This is a genomic window from Mesorhizobium sp. NZP2234, assembly GCF_013170765.1.
GTDB lineage: Bacteria > Pseudomonadota > Alphaproteobacteria > Rhizobiales > Rhizobiaceae > Mesorhizobium > Mesorhizobium loti_D.
Genome location: NZ_CP033364.1, coordinates 3,241,897 through 3,266,704, shown reverse-complemented (window position 1 = coordinate 3,266,704; position 24,808 = coordinate 3,241,897). Strand labels below are relative to the sequence as shown.

The 24,808-nt window shown below is 64.8% G+C and carries 10 protein-coding genes; 4 read left to right on the top strand and 6 right to left on the bottom strand.

What is annotated here, in order from left to right:
• Window positions 1-11 precede the first annotated feature (11 nt).
• From EB230_RS16050 to EB230_RS16025, 6 genes are all read right to left on the bottom strand, one after another.
• The gene (locus EB230_RS16050) at window positions 12-2,366 is read right to left on the bottom strand and encodes an ABC transporter ATP-binding protein (protein ID WP_056571889.1); all 2,355 of its coding nucleotides are present in this window, start codon (window positions 2,364-2,366) and stop codon (window positions 12-14) included.
• Window positions 2,367-2,414: 48 nt separating this feature from the next.
• A complete protein-coding gene (locus EB230_RS16045; protein WP_056571887.1) occupies window positions 2,415-3,572 on the bottom strand; it encodes an ABC transporter permease in 1,158 nt (385 codons plus the stop codon).
• 11 nt (window positions 3,573-3,583) lie between these two features.
• Window positions 3,584-4,618 carry an ABC transporter permease gene (locus tag EB230_RS16040; RefSeq protein ID WP_056571884.1) on the bottom strand — a complete coding sequence of 345 codons (1,035 nt, stop codon included), beginning with the start codon at window positions 4,616-4,618 and terminating at the stop codon, window positions 3,584-3,586.
• Window positions 4,619-4,767: 149 nt separating this feature from the next.
• Complete coding sequence (locus EB230_RS16035; protein WP_172373193.1) at window positions 4,768-6,426, bottom strand: ABC transporter substrate-binding protein; 1,659 nt, start codon at window positions 6,424-6,426, stop codon at window positions 4,768-4,770.
• A gap of 252 nt (window positions 6,427-6,678) precedes the next feature.
• Complete coding sequence (locus EB230_RS16030; protein ID WP_056571878.1) at window positions 6,679-12,735, bottom strand: translocation/assembly module TamB domain-containing protein; 6,057 nt, start codon at window positions 12,733-12,735, stop codon at window positions 6,679-6,681.
• A 1-nt stretch (window position 12,736) separates the two neighbouring features.
• Complete coding sequence (locus EB230_RS16025) at window positions 12,737-14,665, bottom strand: autotransporter assembly complex family protein (protein ID WP_056571875.1); 1,929 nt, start codon at window positions 14,663-14,665, stop codon at window positions 12,737-12,739.
• A 280-nt stretch (window positions 14,666-14,945) separates the two neighbouring features.
• Between EB230_RS16025 and EB230_RS16020 the strand changes: the two genes are divergently transcribed.
• The 4 genes from EB230_RS16020 to EB230_RS16005 all read left to right on the top strand — a co-directional run bounded on the left by EB230_RS16020 (window position 14,946) and on the right by EB230_RS16005 (window position 24,729).
• Window positions 14,946-20,444 (top strand): alpha-2-macroglobulin family protein, encoded by a 5,499-nt coding sequence (locus EB230_RS16020; protein WP_172373192.1) that lies wholly within the window; start codon window positions 14,946-14,948, stop codon window positions 20,442-20,444.
• Between the two features lie 213 nt (window positions 20,445-20,657).
• Window positions 20,658-22,748, top strand: coding sequence for a penicillin-binding protein 1C (pbpC, locus tag EB230_RS16015; RefSeq protein WP_171883300.1), 2,091 nt, complete (start codon window positions 20,658-20,660; stop codon window positions 22,746-22,748).
• An 18-nt stretch (window positions 22,749-22,766) separates the two neighbouring features.
• Window positions 22,767-23,489 (top strand): M15 family metallopeptidase, encoded by a 723-nt coding sequence (locus EB230_RS16010; RefSeq protein WP_172373191.1) that lies wholly within the window; start codon window positions 22,767-22,769, stop codon window positions 23,487-23,489.
• 211 nt (window positions 23,490-23,700) lie between these two features.
• The gene (locus tag EB230_RS16005; protein ID WP_056571863.1) at window positions 23,701-24,729 is read left to right on the top strand and encodes a sulfate ABC transporter substrate-binding protein; all 1,029 of its coding nucleotides are present in this window, start codon (window positions 23,701-23,703) and stop codon (window positions 24,727-24,729) included.
• The last annotated feature ends 79 nt before the right edge of the window (window positions 24,730-24,808 follow it).

Below are 24,808 nucleotides of genomic sequence, written 5' to 3'. Positions count from 1 at the left end.
ACCTGCCTAGGTTAGTGCCGCCTCGTCGTGTCTTTCGGCTTCGAAACACCGGTTTCGGAGACCTCGTCGCGGACTTCGTGGCGACGGGCCCGCATGCCGGCCTCGCCCTGCTCCACGGCGTCCCCGATCTGGTCGGCTTCCGCGCTGCCCGTTTTGCCACGCGGCCGGTTGGGCGCTGTCCCGGCCAAACCGGGCCCGGTGCCGTGCGCATCGTCCGGCACGCCCTCATGCGCGGCGTGTTCCTTGTCGAACTTGATCACCGGCTCCATCTTCGCCAGCACGTCATCGGCCAGCCAGCACAGGCTCATATGGCCGTCACCGAGATGCTTGACCGGCGGCACCTTGGTCTCGCACAGATTGTCGGGCACGAGCTTCTTGTAGCCGCAGCGTGTCTGGAATGGGCAGCCAGACGGCGGATTCATCGCCGACGGGATGTCGCCCTCCAGCACGATGTGCTTCTTGACCACGCTGGTGTCGGCGATCGGGATCGCCGACAGCAGCGCCTCGGTATATGGATGATAGGGCGGCGCGAAGATCTGGTCGGTCGTGCCTTGCTCGACGATATAGCCGAGATACATGACGACGACGCGGTCCGCGATATAGCGCACGACGGACAGATCGTGGCTGATGAACAGCATCGTCGTCTTGTTCTTGCGCTGGATATCCATCAACAGTTCGGTCACCGCCGCCTGCACCGACACGTCGAGTGCGGAGACCGGCTCGTCGGCCACCACCACCTTGGCGTCGCCGGCAAAGGCGCGCGCCACGCCGATGCGCTGCTTCTGGCCACCGGAAAGCTGGCGCGGCTTGCGCGTCTCGAAGGCGCGCGGCAGCTTCACCAGGTCGAGCAGTTCCAGCATGCGCTTGCGCCGGTCGGCGACCGTCTTGCCGACGTTGAATTTCTCCAGCGTGCGGATGATCTGCGAGCCGACCGAATGGCTGGGATTGAGCGTGTCGAACGGGTTCTGGAACACCATCTGGATCGAGGACACGGTGTCGACGCTGCGCTTCTCGATGCCGGTCGACTGGATCTCCTTGTTGCCCAGCGTCACCGTGCCGGCACTTGCCGTCTCCAGGCCGAGCAGAACCTTGGCCAGCGTCGACTTTCCGCAGCCGGATTCGCCGACGATGGCAACCGTCTCGGATTCGCGCGCCATGAAGGAGATGGTCTCGTTGGCCTTGACGACACGGCCTTCGCTCGACCCGAACACCTCGCTGCCGCCGACCTTGTAGTACTTCCTCAGATCCTCGATCTTGAGCACCGGCGCGCCGGGCACGACACGCTCATTGACCTTCTTGGCACCGGGCGGCAGCGCTTCCCAGTCGATTTCGTTGAAGCGCACGCAGCGCGAGAAATGGCCGTCATGGCCGGCGACCTCGACCATGGGGATTTCGGCGGCGTTGCAGACGCCCTCGACGAAATGGTGGCAGCGCGGGCCGAAATTGCAGCCCTTGGGCCGCTCATGCGGCAGCGGCAGCTGGCCCGGAATGGCGATCAGCGGCCGCGAGTTCTTGTCGGCGCCCGGCAGCGGGATCGAACGGAACAGCCCTTGCGTGTAGGGATGGCGCATCCGGTCGAAGACGTCCTTGATCTTGCCGGTCTCGACCGCCTCGCCCGAATACATGACCGTGATCCTGTCGCAAGTCTCGAGGATGAGGCCCAGATTGTGCGAGACGAAGATCATCGAGGTGCCGAACTTTTCGCCCAGCCCCTTGACCAGTTCGACGATACCCGCCTCCACCGTCACGTCGAGCGCCGTAGTCGGCTCGTCGAGCAGAAGCAGCGCCGGCTTCGACAGCAGCGCCATGGCAATGACGATACGCTGCTGCTGGCCGCCCGACAGCTGGTGCGGATAGGAGCGCATCATGCGCTCGGGGTCCGGCAGCTTGACCGACCGCACCATTTCGACCGCGCGTTTATAGGCCTCTTCCTTCGACACCTTGTCGTGGATCAGCGGCACTTCCATCAGCTGCTGGCCGATCTTCATCGCCGGATTGAGGCTGGCCATCGGCTCCTGGTAGATCATGGCGATCTTGTTGCCGCGGATGGCGCGCAGCTCCTCCTCGGAGAGCTCGCCCATATCCTTGCCCTGGAACTTGATCTTGCCGCCGACGATCTTCCCGATGTTGGAGAGGTCGCGCATGATACCGAGCGACACGGTCGACTTGCCGCAACCGGATTCGCCGACGATGCCCATCGCTTCGCCGGGCATGACCGTGCAGGAAAAATCCATGACGGCCGGTATCTCGCCCTTGCGGGTGAAGAAGGAGATCGACAGGTTCTCGATCTCGATGATCGGCGCAGTGCTTGGCCCAGGGGTCGGCCCAGGGGTCGGCTTGTCGGGATTTCGAACTGCCTCGTTCATGGGTCGCTCCAATCCAAATTATACCAGAGGCGGGCCAAGGCCCGTCAATCAGTCTTTCATCGATTGCTCGCGCAGCGAGTCGGCCAGCAGGTTGAGCCCCAGCACGAACGACATCAGCGCGATCGTCGGTGGCAGCGCCGGATGGATGAAGGAGCGCAGCAGCCGGCTGGCATCCTTGATCGCCGTGCCCCAGTCAGGGCTTTCCGGCGCCAGGCCGAGGCCGAAATAGCCGAGCGTCCCGAGCAGGATCGTGGTGTAGCCAATGCGCAGGCAGGCATCGACGATCAGCGGGCCGCGCGCATTGGGCAGGATCTCCCACAGCATGATGTACCAGGGTGATTCACCACGCGTCTGCGCCGCCGCCACATAGTCGCGCGTCTTGATGTCCATCACCAGGCCACGCACGATACGGAACACGCCGGGGCTGGAGGCGAACACCACCGCCACGAAGATGTTGAGCTGGTTGGGGTCGATATGCACGATGTGCAGCGGGTCCCTGTCGAAGACAAGGCCGAGATAGATCCAGCCGCCTACGATCAGCGTCAGGCCGAGCAGGATGTAGATCCGGTCCGGCCGGTTCTTGAAGCGAGTCCAGAACAGGACGCAGAAGAAGATGATCGGAAACAGGAAGAAGACGCCGGCCAGCGCATAGGGGATCGGCGTGTCCATGATCCCGGGCGTCACCAGCAGGTAGAACAGCAGGATCACGGGGAAGGCCAGAACGAGGTTGGCCAGGAACGACAGGATGGAATCGATCTTGCCGCCGTAATAGCCGGCCGGCAAGCCGAGCGTGATGCCGACCATCAGCGCGAAACCGGTTGCCGCCGGTGCGATGATCAGCACGATCTGGCTGCCATAGACCATTCGCGAAAACACGTCGCGCGCCAGCTTGTCGCCGCCGAAGAGATAGACGAGCCCCGATTGCGGCTCGATGGCGCCCGGCAGCGTGTCCTTCATGATCGGGATCTGGCCCAGCGGATCGAACGGCGAGATGGTCGAGGCGAAGATCGCCGTGAACAGCCAGAACAGGCAGATGAACACCCCCGCTATGCCGACGCCGCTGTCGAAAAGCTGGCCATAGAGCGCCAGCTTCTTCTTGTAGAGAAAGCTCGCCCCCATGACGATGGCGAGCGCGACCCAGACCGGCCAGAAGCGCCACAGCACTTCGAGGATGATGGTGGAGGCGCCGATATATTGAGCTTGCATGCGCCTTCTCCCTACTGAACCCGGATGCGCGGATTGAGGAACGCGTAGCCGACATCGGAAATGAGCTGCGTGATCAGGACGATGAACACCGAGACCAGCGAACAGCCGAGCAAGAGATCGATGTCGTTGTTGCCGGCGGCCTCGACCAGCGTGTAGCCGAAGCCCTGGTAGCGGAACATGACCTCGACGATGACGACGCCGGTGAGCAGCCAGGGAAACTGCAGCATGATGACGGTGAAGGGCGCTATCAGCGCGTTGCGCAGCGCGTGCTTGACCACCACGCCGCGAAAGGAAAGGCCCTTCAATCGCGCGGTGCGGATATATTGCTGCGTCATCACCTCGACCATCGAGGCGCGCGTCATGCGCGCGATGTAGCCTATGCCGTAGATCGCCAGCGTGATCACCGGCAGCGTGAAATTGTAGAAGGTGATGCCCTGGCTCGCCGAGGCGGCCGAGCCGTTCAGCCAGCCGAGCCAGGAGGCGAAGACGACGGTGAAGATGACGCCCGACACATATTCAGGCGTCGCCGTCGAGGCGATCGAGGCAACAGAAAGCACCCGGTCGGTTCGTGAACCCTCGCGCATGCCGGCGAGAATGCCGATCAGCAGCGAAACCGGCACCATCACCACCAGCACCCAGAACATCAGGATGCCGGTGGCGCCGAGCGCCGGGAACAGCTTGGCCGCGACCGTGGTCTTGAACTTTGTCGAGCAGCCGAAATCGCCCTCGATCACGCCGGAGAATGTCGGCACGGTCGGGTCGTTGCAGAAGGTGAAGCGCTGGGTCGTCTTGCCGGTCGCCGGATCGGTGATCGGCTGCTTGGGCAGCACGCCGAGCCACTGGCCATAGCGCGAGAAAAAGTTCTGACGGTAGCCATGGTTGACCAGCCAGCTTTCGAGCTGATCGGCCGATGTGTGCATTTCGGTCTGGCTGATCGCCAGCTTCTTCAGGTTGGGTTCGAGATTGACGAGGAAGAAGACGACCAGCGTCAGGCACAGCATCGTGAGCAGGATCGTGCCGATGCGTCTGATGATGAATGAGAACATGCGTGCCCCCCTGCCGGCCGGGTTGGGGTCAGATATGGTCAACCCTGTGACGAAAACCTTGCGACGTCACGCCGCCGCTGCATCTCATGCAACGGCGGCGATCCTGCGAATGCGAAGGGCGATGCCCTTCGCATTCATCAAGCTGTGGGTCACGCCTGATCGAGCCAGACCTTGCCGAAGTCGTGCTCGTAGGTGGGGTGCATCGAGTGGTTCTTCACCTCGGGCTTGATGTTGATGTAGAGCTTGCGCCAGTAAGGCTGGATGATGATGCCGGAATCCTGCAGCATCTGCTCGATGTCCTTCATCACCACCTTGCGCTTCTCCGCATCGGCGATCCCGAGCGCCTCGTTGACCTTCTTGTCGAAGTCCGGATTGGCGTAGGCCGTTTCGTTCCAGGCCTCGCCCGTGCGGTAGGCGATGGCGATGACCTGGATGCCCAGCGGACGCATGTTCCAGTTGGTCTCCGAGAACGGATACTTCGTCCAGTCGTTCCAGAAGGTCGAGCTCGGCAGCACGGTGCGCTTCACCTTGATGCCGGCCTCGCGCAGCTGGGCCGCGATCGCGTCCGTGGTGTTCTTGTGGTAGTCCTCGTCATTGCTGATCAGCTCGTGCTCGAAATCGATCACGCCGGCTTCCGTCAGCATCTGCTTGGCCTTGGCGATGTCGCGCTTGATCTTCGGCAGTTCGACATATTCCGGATGGATCGGCGCGACATGGTGGTTTTCGGCCGGCGTTCCGGCGTTGCCGTAACCAAGCTGCAGCACCACCGAATTGTCGACGGCCAGGCACATCGCCTGACGCACCTTCTGGTCGCCATAAGGCTTGGCGTTGACGTTGAAACGCGACACCACGGTGGCCGCGGTCACAACTTCCGAGGCCGGCGCGCCGACGCCTTCGATGATCTTGACGTAGTCGGCGGTCGTCTCGTGGTTGGTGTGCACTTCGCCCGATTCGAAGGCCGAAACCGTCGCAGCCGGATCGGTGCCGTAGTCGATAAACTCGACGCCGTCGAGGAAGGCCTCGCCCTGCCACCACTTGCCGGTCGTGCGGCGCTTGTAGACGACCTTCTGGCCGACATCGTAGGACACGAGTTCGAACGGACCGGTGCCGATCGGGCAGTTCTTGAAGTTCGCGCCCTTCTCGTCGAAGGTCTTGTGGACGATGAGGCCGGGATAGTCGCACAGGTTCGGGATGATGGCGATATCCGGCTTGGTAAGCTTGAGCTTGACCGTCATGTCGTCAACCTTGACGACCGAGCCTTCGCGCAGCTTCTTGGTCGTATCATCGACGAGGCTGCCGAGGCGCCCCGGCATCGAGTTGCCTTCGGCGGACTTGTCGGCCCAGCGAGTGAAATTGTGGATCACGTCGTCGGCCGTGAACTTGTCGCCATTGTTCCATTCGACGCCTGGCCGCACATGCAGCGTGTATTCGGTGGCGTCGTCGTTGATGTCCCAGCTCGCCAGCAGATACGGCGCGAAGGTGTACTCCTTGGTGTATTTCACCAGCGGTTCGAGCGCCTGGCGCTCGGCATTGGAAATCTCCGACCAGTCCGCCGTGCGCGGATCCTTGGGATCCTTGACCGACATGGCGACCTTGATCACGCCGCCCTTCTTGCCCTGCACGTCCTCGGCCCTGGCCGGCGTCGGGGCGGCGAGGCCGAGCAGACCGTAAGCCATGGCCGTCGACGCACCGAAGACGCTGGCAAGCGCCAGGAATTCGCGGCGGTCCACTGTTCCCGCCTTGGCTTCTTCGGCCATGGCCAGGATGTGATCCGGAACGCTGTCGCCGTTACTTTTATAGATTGTCATGACTAACTCCCATTGTTGGCTTTCCGCCGATTAACATTCCGCATCCAGGCCATGATGTCAAAGATGGCTTGGAATGGGAACATGTTAGGGAATGTGCAACTTTGAAAAGGGAGCGGTACGCGCGATAGCGACAGTCTTGACGCAAAATTGCTAGTGCGCCCAGATTCCGCCCAAATCTCCTCGGGCGAGTAAACTGAGGCATTGGCGCTGGTTACGACAGCGCCAGCCGCGGCCATGGTGAGGGCCAGCCCCTCAATATTCCTTCTCGTAGAAGATGCCGCCCTTGGCCTCGCCGGCGTCCGTCGCCTCGCCGCGCAACTTGACGCCACGCCCGACATTGAGGTCGATGGTCGCCTTGCCCGAACCCGGCTTGTCGCCCTTCTGGATGGTCACATAGGTGCGGTCGTTCAGGTATTTGCCGGCTGACACCGCCGTCCCGCCCTTGCTGTCCGTGGTCACATCGAGATCGTCGACGCCGATGGCGCTGCGCAGGTTCTCGAGCAGCGAGGTCGAGCCGCCGACGCCGGCCAATTGCGCGGCGGCTTCGGCAAGCTGCGCGATCTGCAGCGGCGACAGGTTCGACATCGACCGGCCGAAGATCAGTTGCGCCAGCACCTCGTCCTCCGGCAGCGCCGGCACCGAGGAGAAGGTGAATTTCGGGTTGGTCGCCTCGCCCGACACCACGATGGTGACGGTGGCGCCGGTCGTCGTCGTGGTCGCCGTCAGGTTGAGATAGGGCACCAGCGAACCGGAGAAGCCGACAGTGCCCTCGGTGAAGGTCAGCCGCTTGCCCAGGATCGACAGCCTGCCGCGCTGCAGGGTGAAGGTGCCGACCGCCTGCGGCGAAGAAGCCGGGCCGGTCAGGCGGAGCGAACCGCCGAGTTCGGCATCGACGCCCCTGCCCTGGATGAATATCTGGTTCGGCGCATTGACGGTGACATCGAGCGCGAGACCGCTGCCGCCGCTCTTGCCGCTGGTCGTCGCCGGGCGCAGCGCCTTGTCCTGCGCCTTGACGGCGCTTGGCGCGTTCTTGTGCTTGACGTCGAGCGCCGAGAGCGAGCCCGGCAATTTGTCCGGAACCGTGATGACTGTCTTGGCGAGATTGACGGTACCGGCAATCGCCGGTGCCGATGTCAGCGGCCCCTTGATCGTCAGGTCGCCGCCGAGATTGGCGGTCACAACGCGTCCATCCGTATAGCGGCCGTCGGTCAGCTTGATCGAAAGGTCGGCCGGGAAGCCTTGCGCCGGGTCGATGCCGACCGTGCCGCTCGCCGACAGGCTGCCGCGCGTCGATAGCGTCCCGGTCAGCCGGTTGATCCTGGCGACGCCGCCGCCGATCGAGACATCGGCCGTGAGATCGTTGACGGCCAGGCCCGAGCGCGCATCGACGAGCCGCGCGCCCGAGGTGCTGACGCTGCCGCCGATGACGGGCGACGTCGCGGGGCCACGCACCTGGACATTGACATTGGCGGTTCCCGTCAGCGCCAGGCCCTGCGCGGCAAGCTTCTGGCTGAGGAGGCCGAATGGCACGGCGCCATTGAAGTCGAGCACCAGCGCCGGCGTGCCCCCCGTCGTCACCGTGCCGCCGCCCTTGAGGCCAAGGCCGGCTCCGTCGCTGACATTGGCGTTTAAGGTCAGCTTGTTGCCGGCAAAAGTGCCGGACGACGAAACGCTTACCGCGCCGACGCCGGCGCCGCGGGTCTGCGACGTCTGCACGCCGGTCGCATCGATGTTGAAGGCCACGGCCGGACTGGCCGGCGCGCCGGTCACTTTCACCGTGCCCGAAATCGAACCCGCCGCGTCGAGGCCCGGCGAGAAGCTGTTGGCGAGCGACATCGGCACCCGCGCCAGCGTCGCGTTGATGTCGATCGCCTGCCCGATCTTGCCGGTGACCGTCGCCGTGCCGCCGCCGAGATTGAGCACCAGCCGGTCGAGCGTCGTCGTGCCGTTGGCGATGCTGACGGTCGACGCCTGGGCGATCGCCGCCTTGATGCCCTGGATGGTCGCCTGGCCCGAGGCGAGCTCGATCGTGGTCGTGCCATTGGCCACCTTCACGCGGCCTGCGGCCTTGGCCGGAATGCCCTTGACCGTGGCACCGCCGGAAAAGCCGGTCCAGTCGCCATCGCGCTTCAGATCGACATCGATGCCGCTGATCACGGTGCCGCCCGATATGACGCTGTCGGCACGGATCTTGCCCGAGATCACCGGCGCGGCGAGATAGTTGGCGATCAGCGCGTCGATGGAGACGGCCTTCGCCTGCAGGTCGCCGCGCGTGATCGAGGCGGTGGCCGCCTTGATGGCAACCTGGGGTGCGGCGCCATTCCTGGTGAAGGCAATCGTGCCGCGCACATCGCCTTCGGCCTTTTCCAGCGCCAGCGCGGCGAGCGGGCCGATATCGGGCAGGTCGAGCGAGATCGTGCCTTCGGGCACGAACTTGTCGTCCAGCGCCAGATCGCCGGAGATCTTGTTCTGGCCCAGCGACAGGAGGAGGCCGTTGATGGCGCTCCTGCCGTCCGCCGTCGCCAGCACCGCGCTGCCTTGCAGGGCCTGTCCCGCGACATTCCCGGTCAGTTGCACATTCGCCGCCGGGTTGGCGGCATCGGCCTTGCCGGTGGCCGTGAGCCTCAGGCCGGTGATCTCGCGCTCCGCCACCAGCAGCCGATCGCTGTTGACCGTCAGCGACAGGTCGGGCGCGATGGCTGGCCCCTGGGCGTTCAGAGCGAAGGCAATGGCGCCCTTGGCATCCTTGGATAGCAGCGAGATGTCGCTCAGCGCGCCTTTGATGTCGGCGGCCAGCTTGTTGTCGGCAAGGCTGGCTTGCCCGCCGGCGGTCAGCGCGCCGGAGACCAGCTTCAGCCCATCGACATTGATGCTGCCGCTGGGATCGCGTTTCAGCGTGGCGCTGATCTGTGCCCGTTCACCGAGCATGCCGCGCGCCGCGGCCGGCAAGGCCGATGACGGAGCATCCGCATTGAGCTTGAGGTCGATGGTGCCGTCGCGCAGCGATACCTGCCCTGCAACCTGGCTGTTGAGCGCATCGCTTTTGAGCGAGCCGCTGTCGATCGCGACGGAATCGGCGCTCAGCCGGGCATTGAGAGCGGCCGTGACCTTGCCGGCGATCAGCGGCGCGATCGCCGCATTGTCGAGGCCGACCTTGTCCACCGACACCGTGCCGGAAACCGCTCCGGCGCGGTTCTTGAGATCGAAAGCGTCCGAATGCAGCGCCAGGACAAGTCCGTCCACCCTCGCCGGGCTGGTGACGACCGAAGGCAGGATCGCGGAGACATCCAGGCGAGCCTTGGTGCTCTCCCCCGCCACCTTTGCCGACAAGGACTTGACCTCGATCTTCACGGGACTCTCGGCGCTGCCGACGGTCAGCGGCAGGCTGGGGCCGGACGAGGTGAGATCCAGCGCAAAATCGCTGGCGCCGTTCGGATTGATGGTGCCGGCGGCCGTGCCGGAAATCTTGTCGCCGGACAGCGTCGCATGGTCGAGGGCGACGCCGCCGGCCAAGGTGTAGCTGCCGGCCGCATCGACCGCGAGCGGCCCAAGCCCGGCCTGACGGGTCTGGCTGGTTTCGGCGCCGGCAAGCTGCGCGCTGAACCGAACGTCCGGGGCGGCTGGCGTTCCCGTCACCTGCGCCGTGCCGCCGAGCGTACCCACGGCATCGAGGCCGGGCGCAAAATCATTGGCAAGCGCCGCCGGCAGCGCCGAGAACTGCGCGGCGAGATCGAGCGTCTGGCCGGCGCTGCCCGACAACGTCACCGCGCCGCCGCCAATGTCGAGCGCCAGCTTCTCGATGCTGGTGGTGCCATTGGCGATGGTCAGTGTCGAGGGTTGGGCGATTGCCGCCTTGATGCCGCGCATCGTCGCTTCGCCCGAGGCGATCTCGACGCTGGTGGTGCCCTGGGCGATCTTGACCCGGCCGGCCGCTGTCGCCGGAATGCCCGCTATCGTCGCGCCGCCGGTGAAATTGGTCCAGTCGCCGTCGCGCTTCAGGTCGACGCCGATGCCGCTGATCTCGGTGGCGCCCGACGTGACCGAGTCAGCCTTGATGGTGCCCGAGATCGCCGGCGCCTTGAGATAGTTGGCGATCAGCGCGTTGACGGCGATCGCCTTGGCGGTCACCTCGCCACGCGCGATCGAGGTGCTCCTGGCATCGATGGTGACCGATGGCGTCTCGCCGTCCTTGGCGAAATTGATGGTGCCGTTGATATCACCCGTCACCGCCTGCCCGGCGAGTGCCGCCAACTGGTCGATTGCGGGTGCCGCGAGCGTCAGCGTGCCCAGGGGCATGAACTTGTCATCCAGTGCCAGGTCGCCCGAAACCTTGTTGTCGCCCAGCGAGATAAGGAAGCCGTTGATCGACCGCTTGCCCTCGCTCGTCACCAGCGCCGCCTTGACGTCGAGCGGCTGATCGTTGACGGCGCCGGTCAGCGAAACATCGGCGGAAGGGCTCGCTATGTCGGCCTTGCCGCTTGCCGTCAGCTTGATCGCCTTCACCGTGCGGCCCGAGGCCGTCAGGCTGTCGCTATTGGCGGAGACGGTGAAATCCGGGGCTGTCCTGGCGCCGCTGGCCGACAGCGCGAAATCGACGCCGCCGGCGACCGGCACGCCGACCATCGGCGATAGCACCGAAACGTCGCCGAGCGTGCCCTTGATGTCGGCCTGGATGTCGGAGCCTTGCGCGCTGGCGGTGCCGCTGGCGGTGAGCGTGCCGGAGGTCAATGAGATCGAATTGGCGGCGAAGGCCCCTTGCGGATCGCGCGTCGCGGCGGCCGAGAATTTCACCCGCTCGCCGAGCACCGAGCTGATCTGCGGCGGCAAGGCGGTCGACACCGCATCGGCATTCATCTTGAGCTGCATCGACAGGTCCGCGAGCGCCACCGTCATCGTCAGGGAGGCATTGAGCGCATCGGAACGCAGCGTGCCCTGGTCGATGATGATGGCATCCTTGCTCAGTGATCCGGCGAGATCGACATCGACCTTGCCGGTGACCAGCGGCGCCAGCGTCGCCACGTCGGTCTTCAGCCCGCCCGCCGTCAGCTTGACGGCGACCGGCCCGGAGCGATTCTGGATGTCGAAGCCGTCGGAATGGATCTGCGCCGCAAGGTCGTTCAGTTGCGTGCCGCCCGCCACCACCGAAGCCAGCGAGGCACCGATGTCGACGATCGGCGCCTTGCCGTCGCCGAACGCGCGCGCGGTCGCGTTTCTGATCGCCAGCGTGATCGGTTGCGCGGCACTTCCCACGGTGATCCGCACAGGCGCGCCCTTGGCGGCAATTTCCACGGACAGGTCGCTGGCGCCGGCCGGATCGGCGATGCCGGTCGCTGTGCCATGCACGGCATCGCTTTCGATGCTGGCCCGGTCGACACTGATGCCGCCGGCCGATGTCGCGGTGCCCGCGACATCGAAACTGGTCTTGCCGGCAAACAGCGGCTTCAAGTTCTCCGGCAGGAAGCGGGCAAAATCGCCGTCACCCTTGGCCTCGACGTGGCTGCCCTTGTCGGTCGACTGATGGCGGCCCGTCAGCTGAGTGACGATCTCGCCATCCACCGTGAACGTGGCAATGCCGTTCCAATTGGCGAGCGGCCCGGTGCCTGAGACGGTTATATCGACCGGCGGCGTATCGGGCAGCTTGAGCAGGTTGGCGATGATGCCGCCTGCGGGCTCAGAAGCCTTGAACTCGAGGTCGAGCCTGTTGTCGGTTGGCGCAAAGTGGATGTTCGCATCGACATTGCCTTGCTTGCCGTCATGGCGGGTGACGTTGAGCCTGGTCTCGACCGCCAGCGGCGCCGCGTCGGCCTTGAGCATCCCCTTGGCGGCGAGTTCGGCGATGCCGCTGCCGGCCAGCTGCTGGCCAAGCGCGATTTCCGGCAGGTCGATCTGCTTGATGTCGATGGAAACCGGCAGCGTCGCCGTGCCGCCGCTCGGCGCCGGCTGTTGCGTCCCGGCCACCGGCAGGCGTGCCAATTCGATGCGCTCGGCCGCGATGCGGTCGGCACTGAAGCTCTTCGACAGCAGCGCCAGCGGCGACCAGTCGACGGCGACCTTGCGCGCCACCAGCCAGGCCCCGTTGCGGTCTTCCAGCACGACATGATCGACGCTGAGCGCGCCCGACCAGATGCCGTCGATGCCGCTGACCGTGACCTTGCGGTCGTCGCTCGAGGCCAGCCGCGAGATGATGCCGGCGAGATTGTCGCGCCCGCGCTCGGTCTTGGTCAGGACAACGAGTGCGCCGATCGCGCCCGCGACAACAATCAGCAGCGTGTAGAGAACAATGCGAAGGATGCGCCGGACCGTCTTCATGTCAGAACGCCTGCCCGATGCCGGCATAGATGCCGAAATGCGGATCACTGGGATCGCGGTTGAGCGGCACCGCGGCATCGATGCGCAGCGGCCCGAATGGCGTCACATAGCGCAGGCCGACGCCGGCGCCGACCTTGACGTCGGAGAAGTTCGGAACCGACTTCGTCGACACCGTGCCGGCGTCGACGAACGGCACGATGCCGATCGTGTCGGTGACGGCGATGCGCATCTCCACCGAGGTCTCGAAGAAGGACAGGCCACCGATCGGCTGGCCGGTGAAGTCTTTCGGGCCGATGCCCTGATAGGCATAGCCGCGCACCGAACCGCCGCCGCCGGAGTAGAAGCGCCGGTCGGCCGGAACGTTCTCGAGCCCGGTGCCGACGATCGAGCCGACGGCGACGCGCTCGGCCAGCACGAACTTCGAGGCCGTATCCAGCGACTGATAGGCCGATCCCTCTCCCTTGAGCTTGAGGAAGGCGGCCCCGCTCATGATGTCGTAGCTCGGCTCGGCATAGGCCAGCACCCGGAAGCCCCTGGTCGGGTTCAGCCTGCTGTCCCTGTTGTCATAGACATATTGCAGCGGAACACTGGCGATCAGGTAGGTGTGCTTGCCGAACGCATCCGTGATCCTGGAATAGTCGAGCGCCACCTCAGCCGAGACGGTCTGCTTCTTGTCGAGCTCATAGGACAGGCCGGTGCTGCCCTTGACCGAGAAATGGTCGTAGGCGTCGGGATGCTCGAGTACGGTCTTCACGCCGGCAAAGAACTTCGACGCGGGCCCGATCACACCGGGTTTCTCGAACATGATGCCGGCATTGTAGTTGAGATCGGACAGATTGTTGCTGCCGATGCCGCTGATGGCGCCATCGATGCGCAGCTTTTCCGCGTGACCAAATAGGTTGCGGTGTCCCCAATAGCCTTCCAGGCCGAGGCCTTCCGTGTTCGAGAAGGTGCCGCCGAGGCCGAAATAGCGCGGCTTGCGCTCGCTGACCTGGACGCCGATCGGAATGTTGCCGTCGGCATCGAGCTTGTCGGCCTCCTTGAAGGTCACGCTGTTGAAAACCTCGAGCGCCAGCAGCCTGTCGCGCGCATCGCTGATCTCCTGCGGCGAGTACTGCCGGCCGCGCTTCAGCCCGGTCATGTATTCGGTGAAGTCGCGGTCGACCTTCTCGGTGCCTTCCACCGTGGTCGCGCCATAGCCGGCGACGGGGCCTGCCGCGACCGTCAGCGTCACGTCGAGCGTCGAGGTGGCATGGTCGGCGACGATCTGCCGGCCGGTCACCTTGGCGAGCGGCCTGCCCTGTTCTTTCAACGTGCGCACGATCAGCGCCTCGGCCTTCAGCACCGCGCCCGACCCGGCGTCGCCGCCCGATATCAGGCCGTAATCGGCGCTCATCAGCCCCGCCGCGTCCCCTTCCAGCCTGATATCGCCGAGAGTGAACTTGGGGCCGGTCGCGATATTGATCGCCACTGGAATCGGCTGTGGGCCCTTGAATTCGGCGTCCGGCGGCAGTTCGTCGAGCGGCTTGCCGTCGACGGTGATGGTAACCACGCCTTCGTAGCGGGCATCGGCATAAAGCGCGGCGACCAGCTGTTCGCGGTCGCTGCGCGCCTTCGCCATCAGCCCGAGCGAGCCGGAGACCGGCCGATCCTCGTCGCCCTTCAGCGCCGAGGCGTTCTCGAGCTTCTTGACAAGATCCTTGTCCGCATCGGGCACCGTGATGGTCACGGCATAGCGCAGCGGGTCGACAATGTCGGCGTCCTCGTCGTTGGACGACCCCCAAAGCTTGATTCCGAAAAGCTCGAACGCAGCCGCGGACCTTGATTCGGCGCCCAGCACGGTCGAGCAGATCATGGCCAAAAGCAGGGCGCGCGAAAGAACGCGCCCTGGCGCGGTCCCTCCTGACATCTGCTTTTCATGCGCTGGCATTAAGACAACCTAGGTTACAAAACTAAAATTGGAATGAAGTTCTGAAGCGCACGTAAAGGGGCCACAATCCAATTGTCTGAAATAGGACGGGCTTGGAATTCACACCTTCTGCGTTTCCGCAAGAAAGCGTGATCCCCTGTCCTATGGAGGTTACTGTCCGCATACCGGTCCTTGGCCGGAAAATAAACCGTTGGCAGGTGGAACCTGCCGCGTCCGCGCGTTGACAAGCTCGACTGAAGCTTGAACATGCCGGGACGTCTGCACTTGTCTGGAGGGTGTTATGGCAATGCGCACGGCTCGTGGTCTGTCGATTCTGATCCTTCTTTTCTTCGCCTGGGCCAATGCCTTGGCCTGGAACGACGTCGCGCAAGCGGCCGAGGCCCGGCGAATCGCAACGACCGACAATTCCGATTATTTCGGCTTCGACCTGCGATCCGACCAGAATGTCACCCTCGACCAGTGCAAGACAACATGCCTTGGCGACCCTGCCTGCCGCGCCTTCACTTACAACACCAAGGCCAAATGGTGCTTCCTCAAATCCGACTACAACCAGCTGAAGCCGTTCAACGGAGCAGTTGCCGGCAAGATCGTCAACATTGACGGCGATCCGGATATCGGCGCGCCGCCGGAACTCGCCTTCTTCCCCAACTGGATGGCCGATCAGGCGCAGCAATACCGCAACAGGCTGCTTGGCCCGGCCTATGACAAGCCGACCGAAGGCATGGCGGCCCTGATCAGCTCCGCCGAGCAGGCCGTGCAGACCGGCGACCATCGCTCCGCCATGCAGAAATACGAGGCCGCTGTCTCGGTGATGCCCGATGATGGCCAGCTCTGGCTCAATCTGGCGCGCGAAACGCTGGCCGTGCAGCCCGCCGCCAACACCTCCGAAACGTCTACCTTGCCGATGAACGCCACTTCGGCCGCCTTCAACGCCTACAAGCTCTTGCGCACCACCAAGACCCGCGCCGACGTGCTGGCACAGCTCGGCGCCGGCCTCGACAAGCGCGATCTCTACCGGCCGGCGCTGCAGGCCTATGAGGCGAGCCTTGCGCTGGTGACGTCGCCGGCCGTCCAGGCCGACTATGCCGATCTGAAGGCCCGCAAGGGTTTCCGCGTGATCGACCACAGCGTCGATGCCGACACAAGCGCGCCGCGCATCTGCGCGCAATTCTCCGAGGAACTGGTCAAGACCGGTGTCGACTACGCGCAGTTCGTGACCGTCGACAACGCTCCGCCGAAGGGCGTCGAGGCCAAGGACAAGCAGATCTGCATCGAAGGGCTCGAACACGGCCAGCACTACGACGTTACCTTCCGCGCCGGCCTGCCGGCGGCAATTGGCGAAGTGACCGCCGCACCCGTGGTGCTGTCGATCTATGTGCAGGATCGCGCTCCGTCCGCCCGCTTCACCGGCGACAGCTTCGTGCTGCCGGCCGGCGCGCGCCGTGGCATTCCGGTCGTCACCGTCAACATGAACGCCGCCGAAATGAAGCTCTACCGCATCGGCGACCGGTCGCTCGCGCAGCTTCTGTCGGGCTACCAGTTCCTGCACCAGCTCGACGGCTATGACATCTCCAACATTTCCGAGCAGATGGGCGCGCCGGTCTGGCAAGGTCAGCTCGACATCGTCAACGACCTCAACAAGGAGGTCACCACCTCCTTTCCGGTCGACGAAGCGCTGCCGCAACGCAAGCCCGGCGTCTATGTGCTGACCGCCCAGGCCGTCAACGGCAAGAGCGACGACTACAATTCGATGGCCACGCAGTGGTTCGTCGTCTCCGACATCGGCCTGTCGACCTATACCGGCCAGGACGGGCTCAACGTCTTTGCCCGTTCGCTGGGTTCCGCCAAGCCGATCGCCGGCGCCGAACTGACGCTGGTTGCCCGCAACAACGAGGTTCTCGGCACCGCGACGTCGGATGCCGACGGTCACGCCGTCTTCAATCCCGGCCTCACCCGCGGCGACGGCGGCATGGTGCCGGCCGTGCTGATGGCCAAGCAGGGCGACAATGATTTCGTCTTCCTCGACATGTCCAAGGCCGGCTTCGACCTGTCCGACCGCGGCGTCACCGGGCGCGCGGCGCCCGGTGCGCTGGACGTCTACGCCTGGACCGAGCGCGGCATCTACCGCGCCGGCGAGGATGTCCATGTCGCGGCCCTTGCCCGCGACGGCGCCGCCAAGGCGGTCGAGAACCTGCCGCTCACCTTCATCTTCTCGCGCCCCGACGGCGTCGAGGATCGCCGCATCGTCAGCGACGGCGCCTCGGCCGGCGGCCATGCCGTCGACCTGCCGCTTGAACCCAACGCCATGCGCGGCACCTGGTCGGTATCGATCCACACCGACCCGAAGCAGCCGGCGGTCGCCAGCCAGATGTTCCTGGTCGAGGATTTCGTGCCGGATCGCATCGAATTCGACATGAAGGCCGACAAGCAGGAAATCGCGCGGGGAGAAACCGCCAACATCAACATTGACGGCCGCTTCCTCTATGGCGCGCCGGCGGCGGGCCTGGCGCTGGAAGGCGAGTTGACGCTGTCGACGTCGCGCGACTGGGACCGCTTCCCCAACTTTTCCTTCGGCCTCGCCGACGAGCAGTCGGCGGAGCCGACGGTAACGCCGCTCACCAACCTGCCCGTGGTTGGCGATGACGGCAAGGCGACCTTCCCGATCTCCGTCGATCAATTGCCCTCGACCACCAAGCTGGTCGACGGCAAGGTGGCGGTGCGCATGCGCGAAACCGGTGGCCGCGCCATCGAACGCTCGCTCAACATCGGCATCCGTCCGCAAGGCCATATGATCGGCATCAGACCGGACTTCGCCGATGGTGAAGTGCCGCAGGGCGGCACGGCCAAGTTCAGCCTGATCGCCGTCGACCCTGATGGCAAGCGCGAGGCGCTGAAGGGCGCGCAGTGGACGCTGGTCAAGGTCGAACGCAATTACCAATGGTACCGCTCCAACAATTCGTGGAACTACGAGCCGGTTACCTTCACCAAGTCGATCGCCAACGGCCAGGTCGACCTCAACGCCGATGGCGACGCCACCGTCTCCGTGCCGGTCGACTGGGGCCAGTACCGGCTCGAGGTCGAGACCTCGGACCCCGAGGGGCCGGCGACCAGCTATGAATTCGACGCCGGCTGGTATGTCGCCTCGACGACCACCGAAACGCCTGACGGACTGGAGATCGCCCTCGACAAGGACAACTATGCCGCGGGCGAAGTGGCCAAGCTGAAAGTCTCGCCGCATTTTGCCGGCGAACTTCTGGTCAATATCGGTTCCGACAAGCTCTTGAAGACCATCACGGCGACCGTTCCGGCCGGCGGCGGTACCGTCGACATTCCGGTTGGCGACGATTGGGGCGCCGGCGCCTATGTCACGGCGACCCTGTTCCGGCCGGGCGATGCGCAGGAGACGCGCATGCCGGCCCGCGCCATCGGCGTGAAATGGCTGACGGTCGATCCGGGCTCGAAGAAGCTCGCCGTCACCCTGACACCGCCGGACAAGACGATGCCGCGCCAGCAACTGTCGATCCCGGTTTCCGTGGCCGGCGTGCAGCCGGGCACCAACGCCTATGTCATGGTTGCCGCCGTCGATGTCGGCATCCTCAACCTGACCAACTACAAGGCGCCGGATCCGGAGAACTGGTTCTTCGGCCAGCGCATGCTGGGCATGGAGATCCGCGACATCTATGGCCGCCTGATCGATGGGTCGCTCGGCACCACCGGCAAGCTCAGGACCGGCGGTGACGGCGCCAACATGCAGGCGCAAGGCAGCCCGCCGACCGAAAAGCTGGTCGCCTTCTTCTCCGGCCCGGTCGAGCTCGACGCCGACGGCAAGGCACGGATCGACTTCGATATCCCGCAGTTCAACGGCACCGTGCGCGTCATGGCCGTCGCCTGGACCAAGGAAGCGGTCGGCCATGCCCAGTCGGACGTGATCGTGCGGGACCCCGTGGTCATCACCGCCGGCCTGCCACGCTTCCTGGCGCCTGGCGACAACGCCGTCATGCGGCTCGACGTGGCCGACACCGACGGTCCGGCCGGCGACTATGCCTTCTCGATCGACACGACCGGCGACCTGTCGACCGGCGACAAGCCCCTGCCCCAGAAGCTGACGCTCGCCCAGGGCAAGCGCCAGACGCTGACCGTGCCGCTGATCGCGAAGACGGCGGGCAATGCCTCGCTCACCATCAGGCTTGCGCACGCCGACGGCACCAAGGTCGAGCAGACGCTTTATGTGCCGGTACGTCCGGCGCAATTGCCGGTCACCACGCGGCTTGTGGTCGACCTCAAGGGCAATGGCGGCGCGCTGCGTGTCGACAAGGAACTGCTTGCGGCAAGCCTGCTCGACGGCGCTTCCGTCAGCGTCGGCGTATCGCAGGCGGCAGCCTTCGACGTGCCCTCGCTCCTGATGACGCTCGACCGCTACCCCTATGGTTGCGCCGAGCAGACCACCAGCCGCGCCATGCCGCTTCTCTATGTCAACGAGCTGGCCTCGGGCATCGGCATGGAAAGCGACCCCGACCTTCACGGCCGCATCCAGGATGCCATCTACAAGGTGCTGAGCTATCAGTCCTCGAGCGGCAGCTTCGGCCTGTGGGGCCCGGGCTCCGGCGATCTGTGGCTGGACGCCTATGTCAGCGAGTTCCTGACCAGGGCGCGCGAGCAGAAATACGACGTGCCGGCTCTGGCCATGAACCAGGCGCTGAGCAATCTGCAGAACTCGCTCGGCTATGACCAGAGCGTACAGGACCGCGGCAGCGAGATCGCCTACGCCCTCTACGTTCTGGCCCGCAACAAGAAGGCCTCGATCGGCGACCTGCGCTACTATGCCGACACCCAGCTCGAGGCCTTCTCGAGCCCGATGGCCGTTGCCCAGCTGGCGGCGAGCCTTGCGCTCTATGGCGACACGCAGCGCTCGGAAGCGACGTTCAAGACCGCGCTGCAGCTCGCCAAGTCGAGCAGCGACTACGACTGGTACCGCTCCGACTACGGCTCGGCGCTGCGTGACGGCGCGGCGATGCTGTCGCTGGCGGCGGAATCGAAGCCCGTGTCGACGATCGTGCCGGAGCTGGTCAAGCTGGTGACCAGGGAACGCGCCGAAGCCCGCTGGACCAGCACCCAGGACGATTCCTGGATGCTGCTGGCGGCCCGCGCGCTGAAGGAAGGCAATGATTCGATCACCCTGACCGTCAACGGCGCGCCGCATTCAGGCGGCTATTCCAACCAGGTCAACGGCTCCGAGCTGGTGGACAGCCCGCTCGAAATCGCCAACACCGGCAAGACCCCGCTGCAGGCCGTCGTCACCAGCGTGGCGTCGCCGATCCAGCCCTTGCCGGCCGGCGGCGACGGCTTCACCATCAGCCGTACCTACTACAAGCTCGATGGCACGGAAGCCAATGTGACGGAGGCAACCCAGAACGAGCGCTATGTCGTCGTGCTCAAGGTCACCGAGCAGAACAGCTGGCCGTCGCGCCTGCTGGTCACCGACCTCTTGCCGGCCGGCTTCGAGATCGACAATCCCGGCCTGGTCTCCAGCGCCCAATTGATGAACTTCTCCTGGCTGGCACAGACCGACGCCGCTCACCTCGAATTCCGCGACGACCGTTTCGTCGCGGCATTCAACCCGGCCGACGGCGACCATGACCACAATCTGACGCTCGCCTATGTCGTGCGCGCCGTGACCCCGGGTACCTACGCCCATCCGGCGGCGACGGTGGAAGACATGTACCGGCCGCGATATTCGGCCCGCACCGCCACCGGCATGATGGAGATCAAGGCGCCGTAAGATGTTGCCGACGAACATGAACAGGACGATGGCGCTGCCCCTCATCCGCCTGCCGGCACCTTCTCCCCGTATAGTGACGGGGAGAAGGGAACTGTCCCGATCGTCGGCAACTGTTCTGCAACTTTGGAAATTGGCGAAAACCTCCGCGCAGGCCTCTTTCTCCCCGTCTCTATACGGGGAGAAATGCCCGGCAGGGCAATGAGGGGCAGCGCCATGCTTTCAAGAAAACTTCTCCGCCGTGCCGCCATAACCGTAGCAACCGTCACCGGCATTCTCGCCCTTTCCGTCGCCTCTCTCTGGGAACTCGACCGCGCTTTCCCGCCGCCATTGCCCGCGACGCTGACTGTCTCCACCGAAGTCCAGGATCGTGACGGCCAACTGTTGCGCGCCTTCGCCACGCCGGACGGCTACTGGCGGCTCGAAACCCGTCTCGACCAGGTCGACAAGCAGTTCGTCGACATGCTGGTCACCTATGAGGACAAGCGCTTCTGGGACCATGAGGGTGTCGACGTGCTGGCGCTTTGCAGAGCCGCCGGCCAGTTCGCAACCAGCGGCCACATCGTCTCCGGCGGCTCGACCCTGTCGATGCAGCTTGCGCGCCTGATCGAGCCGCGCGAAAGCCGCAGCCTCGGCTCCAAGGTCAAGCAGATGCTGCGCGCCATCCAGATCGAGCGGCGGCTGTCCAAGCGCGAGATCCTCGAACGCTATCTCACGCTGGCGCCCTATGGCGGCAATCTCGAAGGCGTGCGCGCCGCTTCGCTCGCCTATTTCGGCAAGGAGCCAAAGCGGCTCACCGTCTCCGAAGCCGCCTTGCTCGTCGCGCTGCCGCAATTGCCGGAAAGGCGGCGGCCCGACCGCAATCTCGAAATCGCTCACGCCGCCCGCGACCGGGTGCTGACCCGCATGGTTTCGTCAGGCCTGATCGGCGAACGCGAGGCGGCACGCGCCGCCCTCGACGACGTGTCGGGCCTGCGCCGGACTCTGCCGGCACTCGCCGCGCACGCCGCCTATGCGATGCTGCCCCGGGCCGTTCCCGGCCAGCCGCTCAAGCTGACGATCCGCAAAAGCGTCCAGCAAGGACTGGAGCAGGTGGCACGCGACGCCGCCGCCAAGCTCGGGCCGCGCCTCTCCGTCGCCATGGTGCTGGCCGATTCCCGAACCGGCGACATCCTCGGCGAAGTCGGCTCGGCCAATTTCTTCGATTCCAGCCGCTCCGGCTGGATCGACATGACCAAGATCGTGCGTTCGCCCGGCTCGACGCTGAAGCCGTTCATCTATGGCCTCGCCTTCGAGCAGGGACTGGTGGCGCAGGAAATGTTGATCGAGGACAGCCCGGTCGATTTCGGCGGCTACAGGCCCAAGAACTTCGACATGGGCTACCAAGGCGATGTCTCGATCCGCCAGGCGCTGCAACTGTCGCTCAACGTGCCGGCGATCCGCGTGCTCGACGCGGTCGGCCCGGCCCGGCTGACAGCACGCTTCCGCCAGGCCGGGGTCAACCCGATCCTGCCGATCAACGAGGCGCCCGGCCTGGCCATCGGCCTTGGCGGCGTTGGCGTGACGCTGCGCGATCTCGTCCAGCTTTATACGGGCCTCGCCAATGGCGGCAAGACGCACACGCTGCATGACGGCACCGAGCCGGCCAATGCCGAACGCACCACTGCCACCATCCTCAACGAGCAGGCGAACTGGCAGATCATCGACATATTGTCGGGCGTGAAACCGCCGGAAGGCGCCTTGCAGCGCGGTATCGCCTACAAGACCGGCACATCCTACGGCTACCGCGACGCATGGTCGGTCGGCTTCGACGGCCGCTATGTGCTGGGCGTCTGGGTCGGCCGCCCCGATGCCAGCGCCGTGCCGGGCCTCTCCGGCTATGTCTCGGCCGCCCCGATCCTGTTCGAGGGCTTTGTCCGTTCCGGCCTCGCCACCGTGCCGCTGCCGGGCAAGCCGCCCGGTGCCTTCACCCCCAAGCGCGAGGATCTGCCGGTGACGCTCGCCCGCTTTGGCGCCGGTGCCGACGGGCTGGTGCAGGCCACGCCCACCGAGCCCGCCCCAACCATCATCTTCCCGCCGGACGGCGCCCGCGTCGATCTCGCCACGAATTCGGCAGATGCCTCGCCGCTTGTGCTGAAACTGCAAGGCGGCCGTGCGCCATTCCGCTGGCTGGCCAACGGCAAGCCGCTCACTGGCATCGACCGCCGCCGCACCGCGACCTGGCTGCCCGACGGCGCGGGCTATTCGACGCTGACTGTCATCGACGCCGTGGGGCGGGCGGCCAGCGTAAAGGTGTTCGTCGAGTGAACGCACTCCTTGAATAGAATGCGCCAGGCGATTCAGCGCGTTGGCTTTTGCGCACTGGCGCTTGGGGCTTCAGTTCCCCAGGCACATGCCGATACCCTTTCCGCCGGCTTCGTTCGGCTCGCCGATATCGATCCGTCCATCCGCCAGGACATCCGTTACGCCGGACCCGACGATTTCCTTCACCGCAAGGTGAATGGCTACGAGGCGCCGGTCTGCATTCTCACCTTGCAGGCGGCGCAAGCTCTTGCCGGTATCCAACAGGCGATGGCCGCGAAAGGCCTGACCCTGGTCGTGTTCGATTGCTACCGCCCTGCCCGCGCCGTCGCCGACATGGGCGAATGGACGCGCGCGGGCGGTCCGCCCGATCCGAAATGGTATCCGAAGGTCAAGCGCGGCGACCTCATCGCCAAGGGCTATGTCGGTGAGCTGTCGACCCATTCGCGCGGCTCAACCGTCGATGTCGCGATTGCGCGGGCCGGCGGTCCGGCGGTCTCCAAACCGGCCTGTGGCGCCACCGATGCCCATACGCTCGATTTCGGCACCGGTTTCGACTGTTTCGACCCAATGAGCGAGACCGCGCACCGTCCGCTCGGCAATGAAGCGGCGGCAAACCGCAAGATGCTCGTCGATGCCATGCGCACCGGCGGCTTCAAGAACTACGCCCGCGAATGGTGGCATTTTACGCTCGGGCACGAGCCCTTTCCAAACCAGCGTTTCGATTTTCCGGTAAGCGCCGAATAACCCGCGGGATCGAACCGAATGCGGCGTTGCCTCGGCATCGGGCATCCCTAGATAGGACGTCGAGTCCGCGCGGAGTGTCGGCGAGGAAAATATTTCCCGACATGGCGGAAGACCGTCGAATATTTTCTTCAGGAGGGCAAAAAAGGGAACATTCGGTGCATCTAATTTCTATCAATTCGCTAGATTTGGCGCGGGTTCAACGGAGGCAGAAATGACCAAACCTCATTTCAGGAAACTGCTCGGCGCACTGGTCGCCACATCTGTCCAGTTCGGCACGCTCGGTTTCGCGTTCGCCGACACCACCATCCTCAACGTGTCCTACGATCCGACACGCGAGCTCTACAAGGCCTATGACGAGGCTTTCGTCGCCCATTGGAAAGCCGAGACCGGCGAAACGGTGACGATCCAGCAGTCGCATGGCGGATCGGGCGCCCAGGCCCGCGCCGTGATCGACGGCCTCGATGCCGATGTGGTCACGCTGGCGCTCGAGGGCGACATCAACGCGATCGTCTCGAAGTCGAAGAAGATCAATCCCGACTGGCGCAAGAAATTCGAAAACAATTCAGCGCCTTACACCTCGACCATCATCTTCCTCGTTCGCAAGGGCAATCCCAAGGGGATCCACGACTGGAATGATCTCGTCAAGGACGGCACCCAGGTGATCACCCCCAACCCCAAGACCTCGGGTGGCGCACGCTGGAACTACCTGGCCGCCTGGGCCTACGCCAACGCCCATGACGGCGGCGACGAGGCCAAGACCAAGGAATTCGTCGGCAAGCTCTACGCCAATGCCCCGGTTCTCGACACCGGTGCGCGCGGCTCGACCGTCACCTTCGCGCAAAAGGGCATCGGCGACGTGCTGATCGGCTGGGAAAACGATGCCTATCTGGCGCTCGACGAATTCGGCGCCGACAATTTCGAGATCGTCTATCCGCCGACGTCGATCCTAGCCGAGCCGCCGGTGGCGATCGTCGACGCCAATGTCGATGCCAAGGGCACGCGCAAGGTGGCCGAAGCCTATCTCGGCTGGCTCTATTCCAAGGAAGGCCAGACGATCATCGCAAAGAACCATTATCGTCCGGCCAAGCCAGAACTCGTCGCACCGGCGGATCTGCCCAAGACCCCCGATATCAAGCTGATCTCGATCGACGATCCGCTTTTCGGCGGCTGGAAGAAGGCGCAGCCTTATCATTTCGGCGACGGTGGTATATTCGACCAGATCTACAAGCCGGCCCAGTAAGGTTCGGTTGCGCTGAGGAAGCTCGCCAATGGGCTTTCTTCAGGCAGAGTCCGGTTGAATAAGAAGGGACAATCCAGAG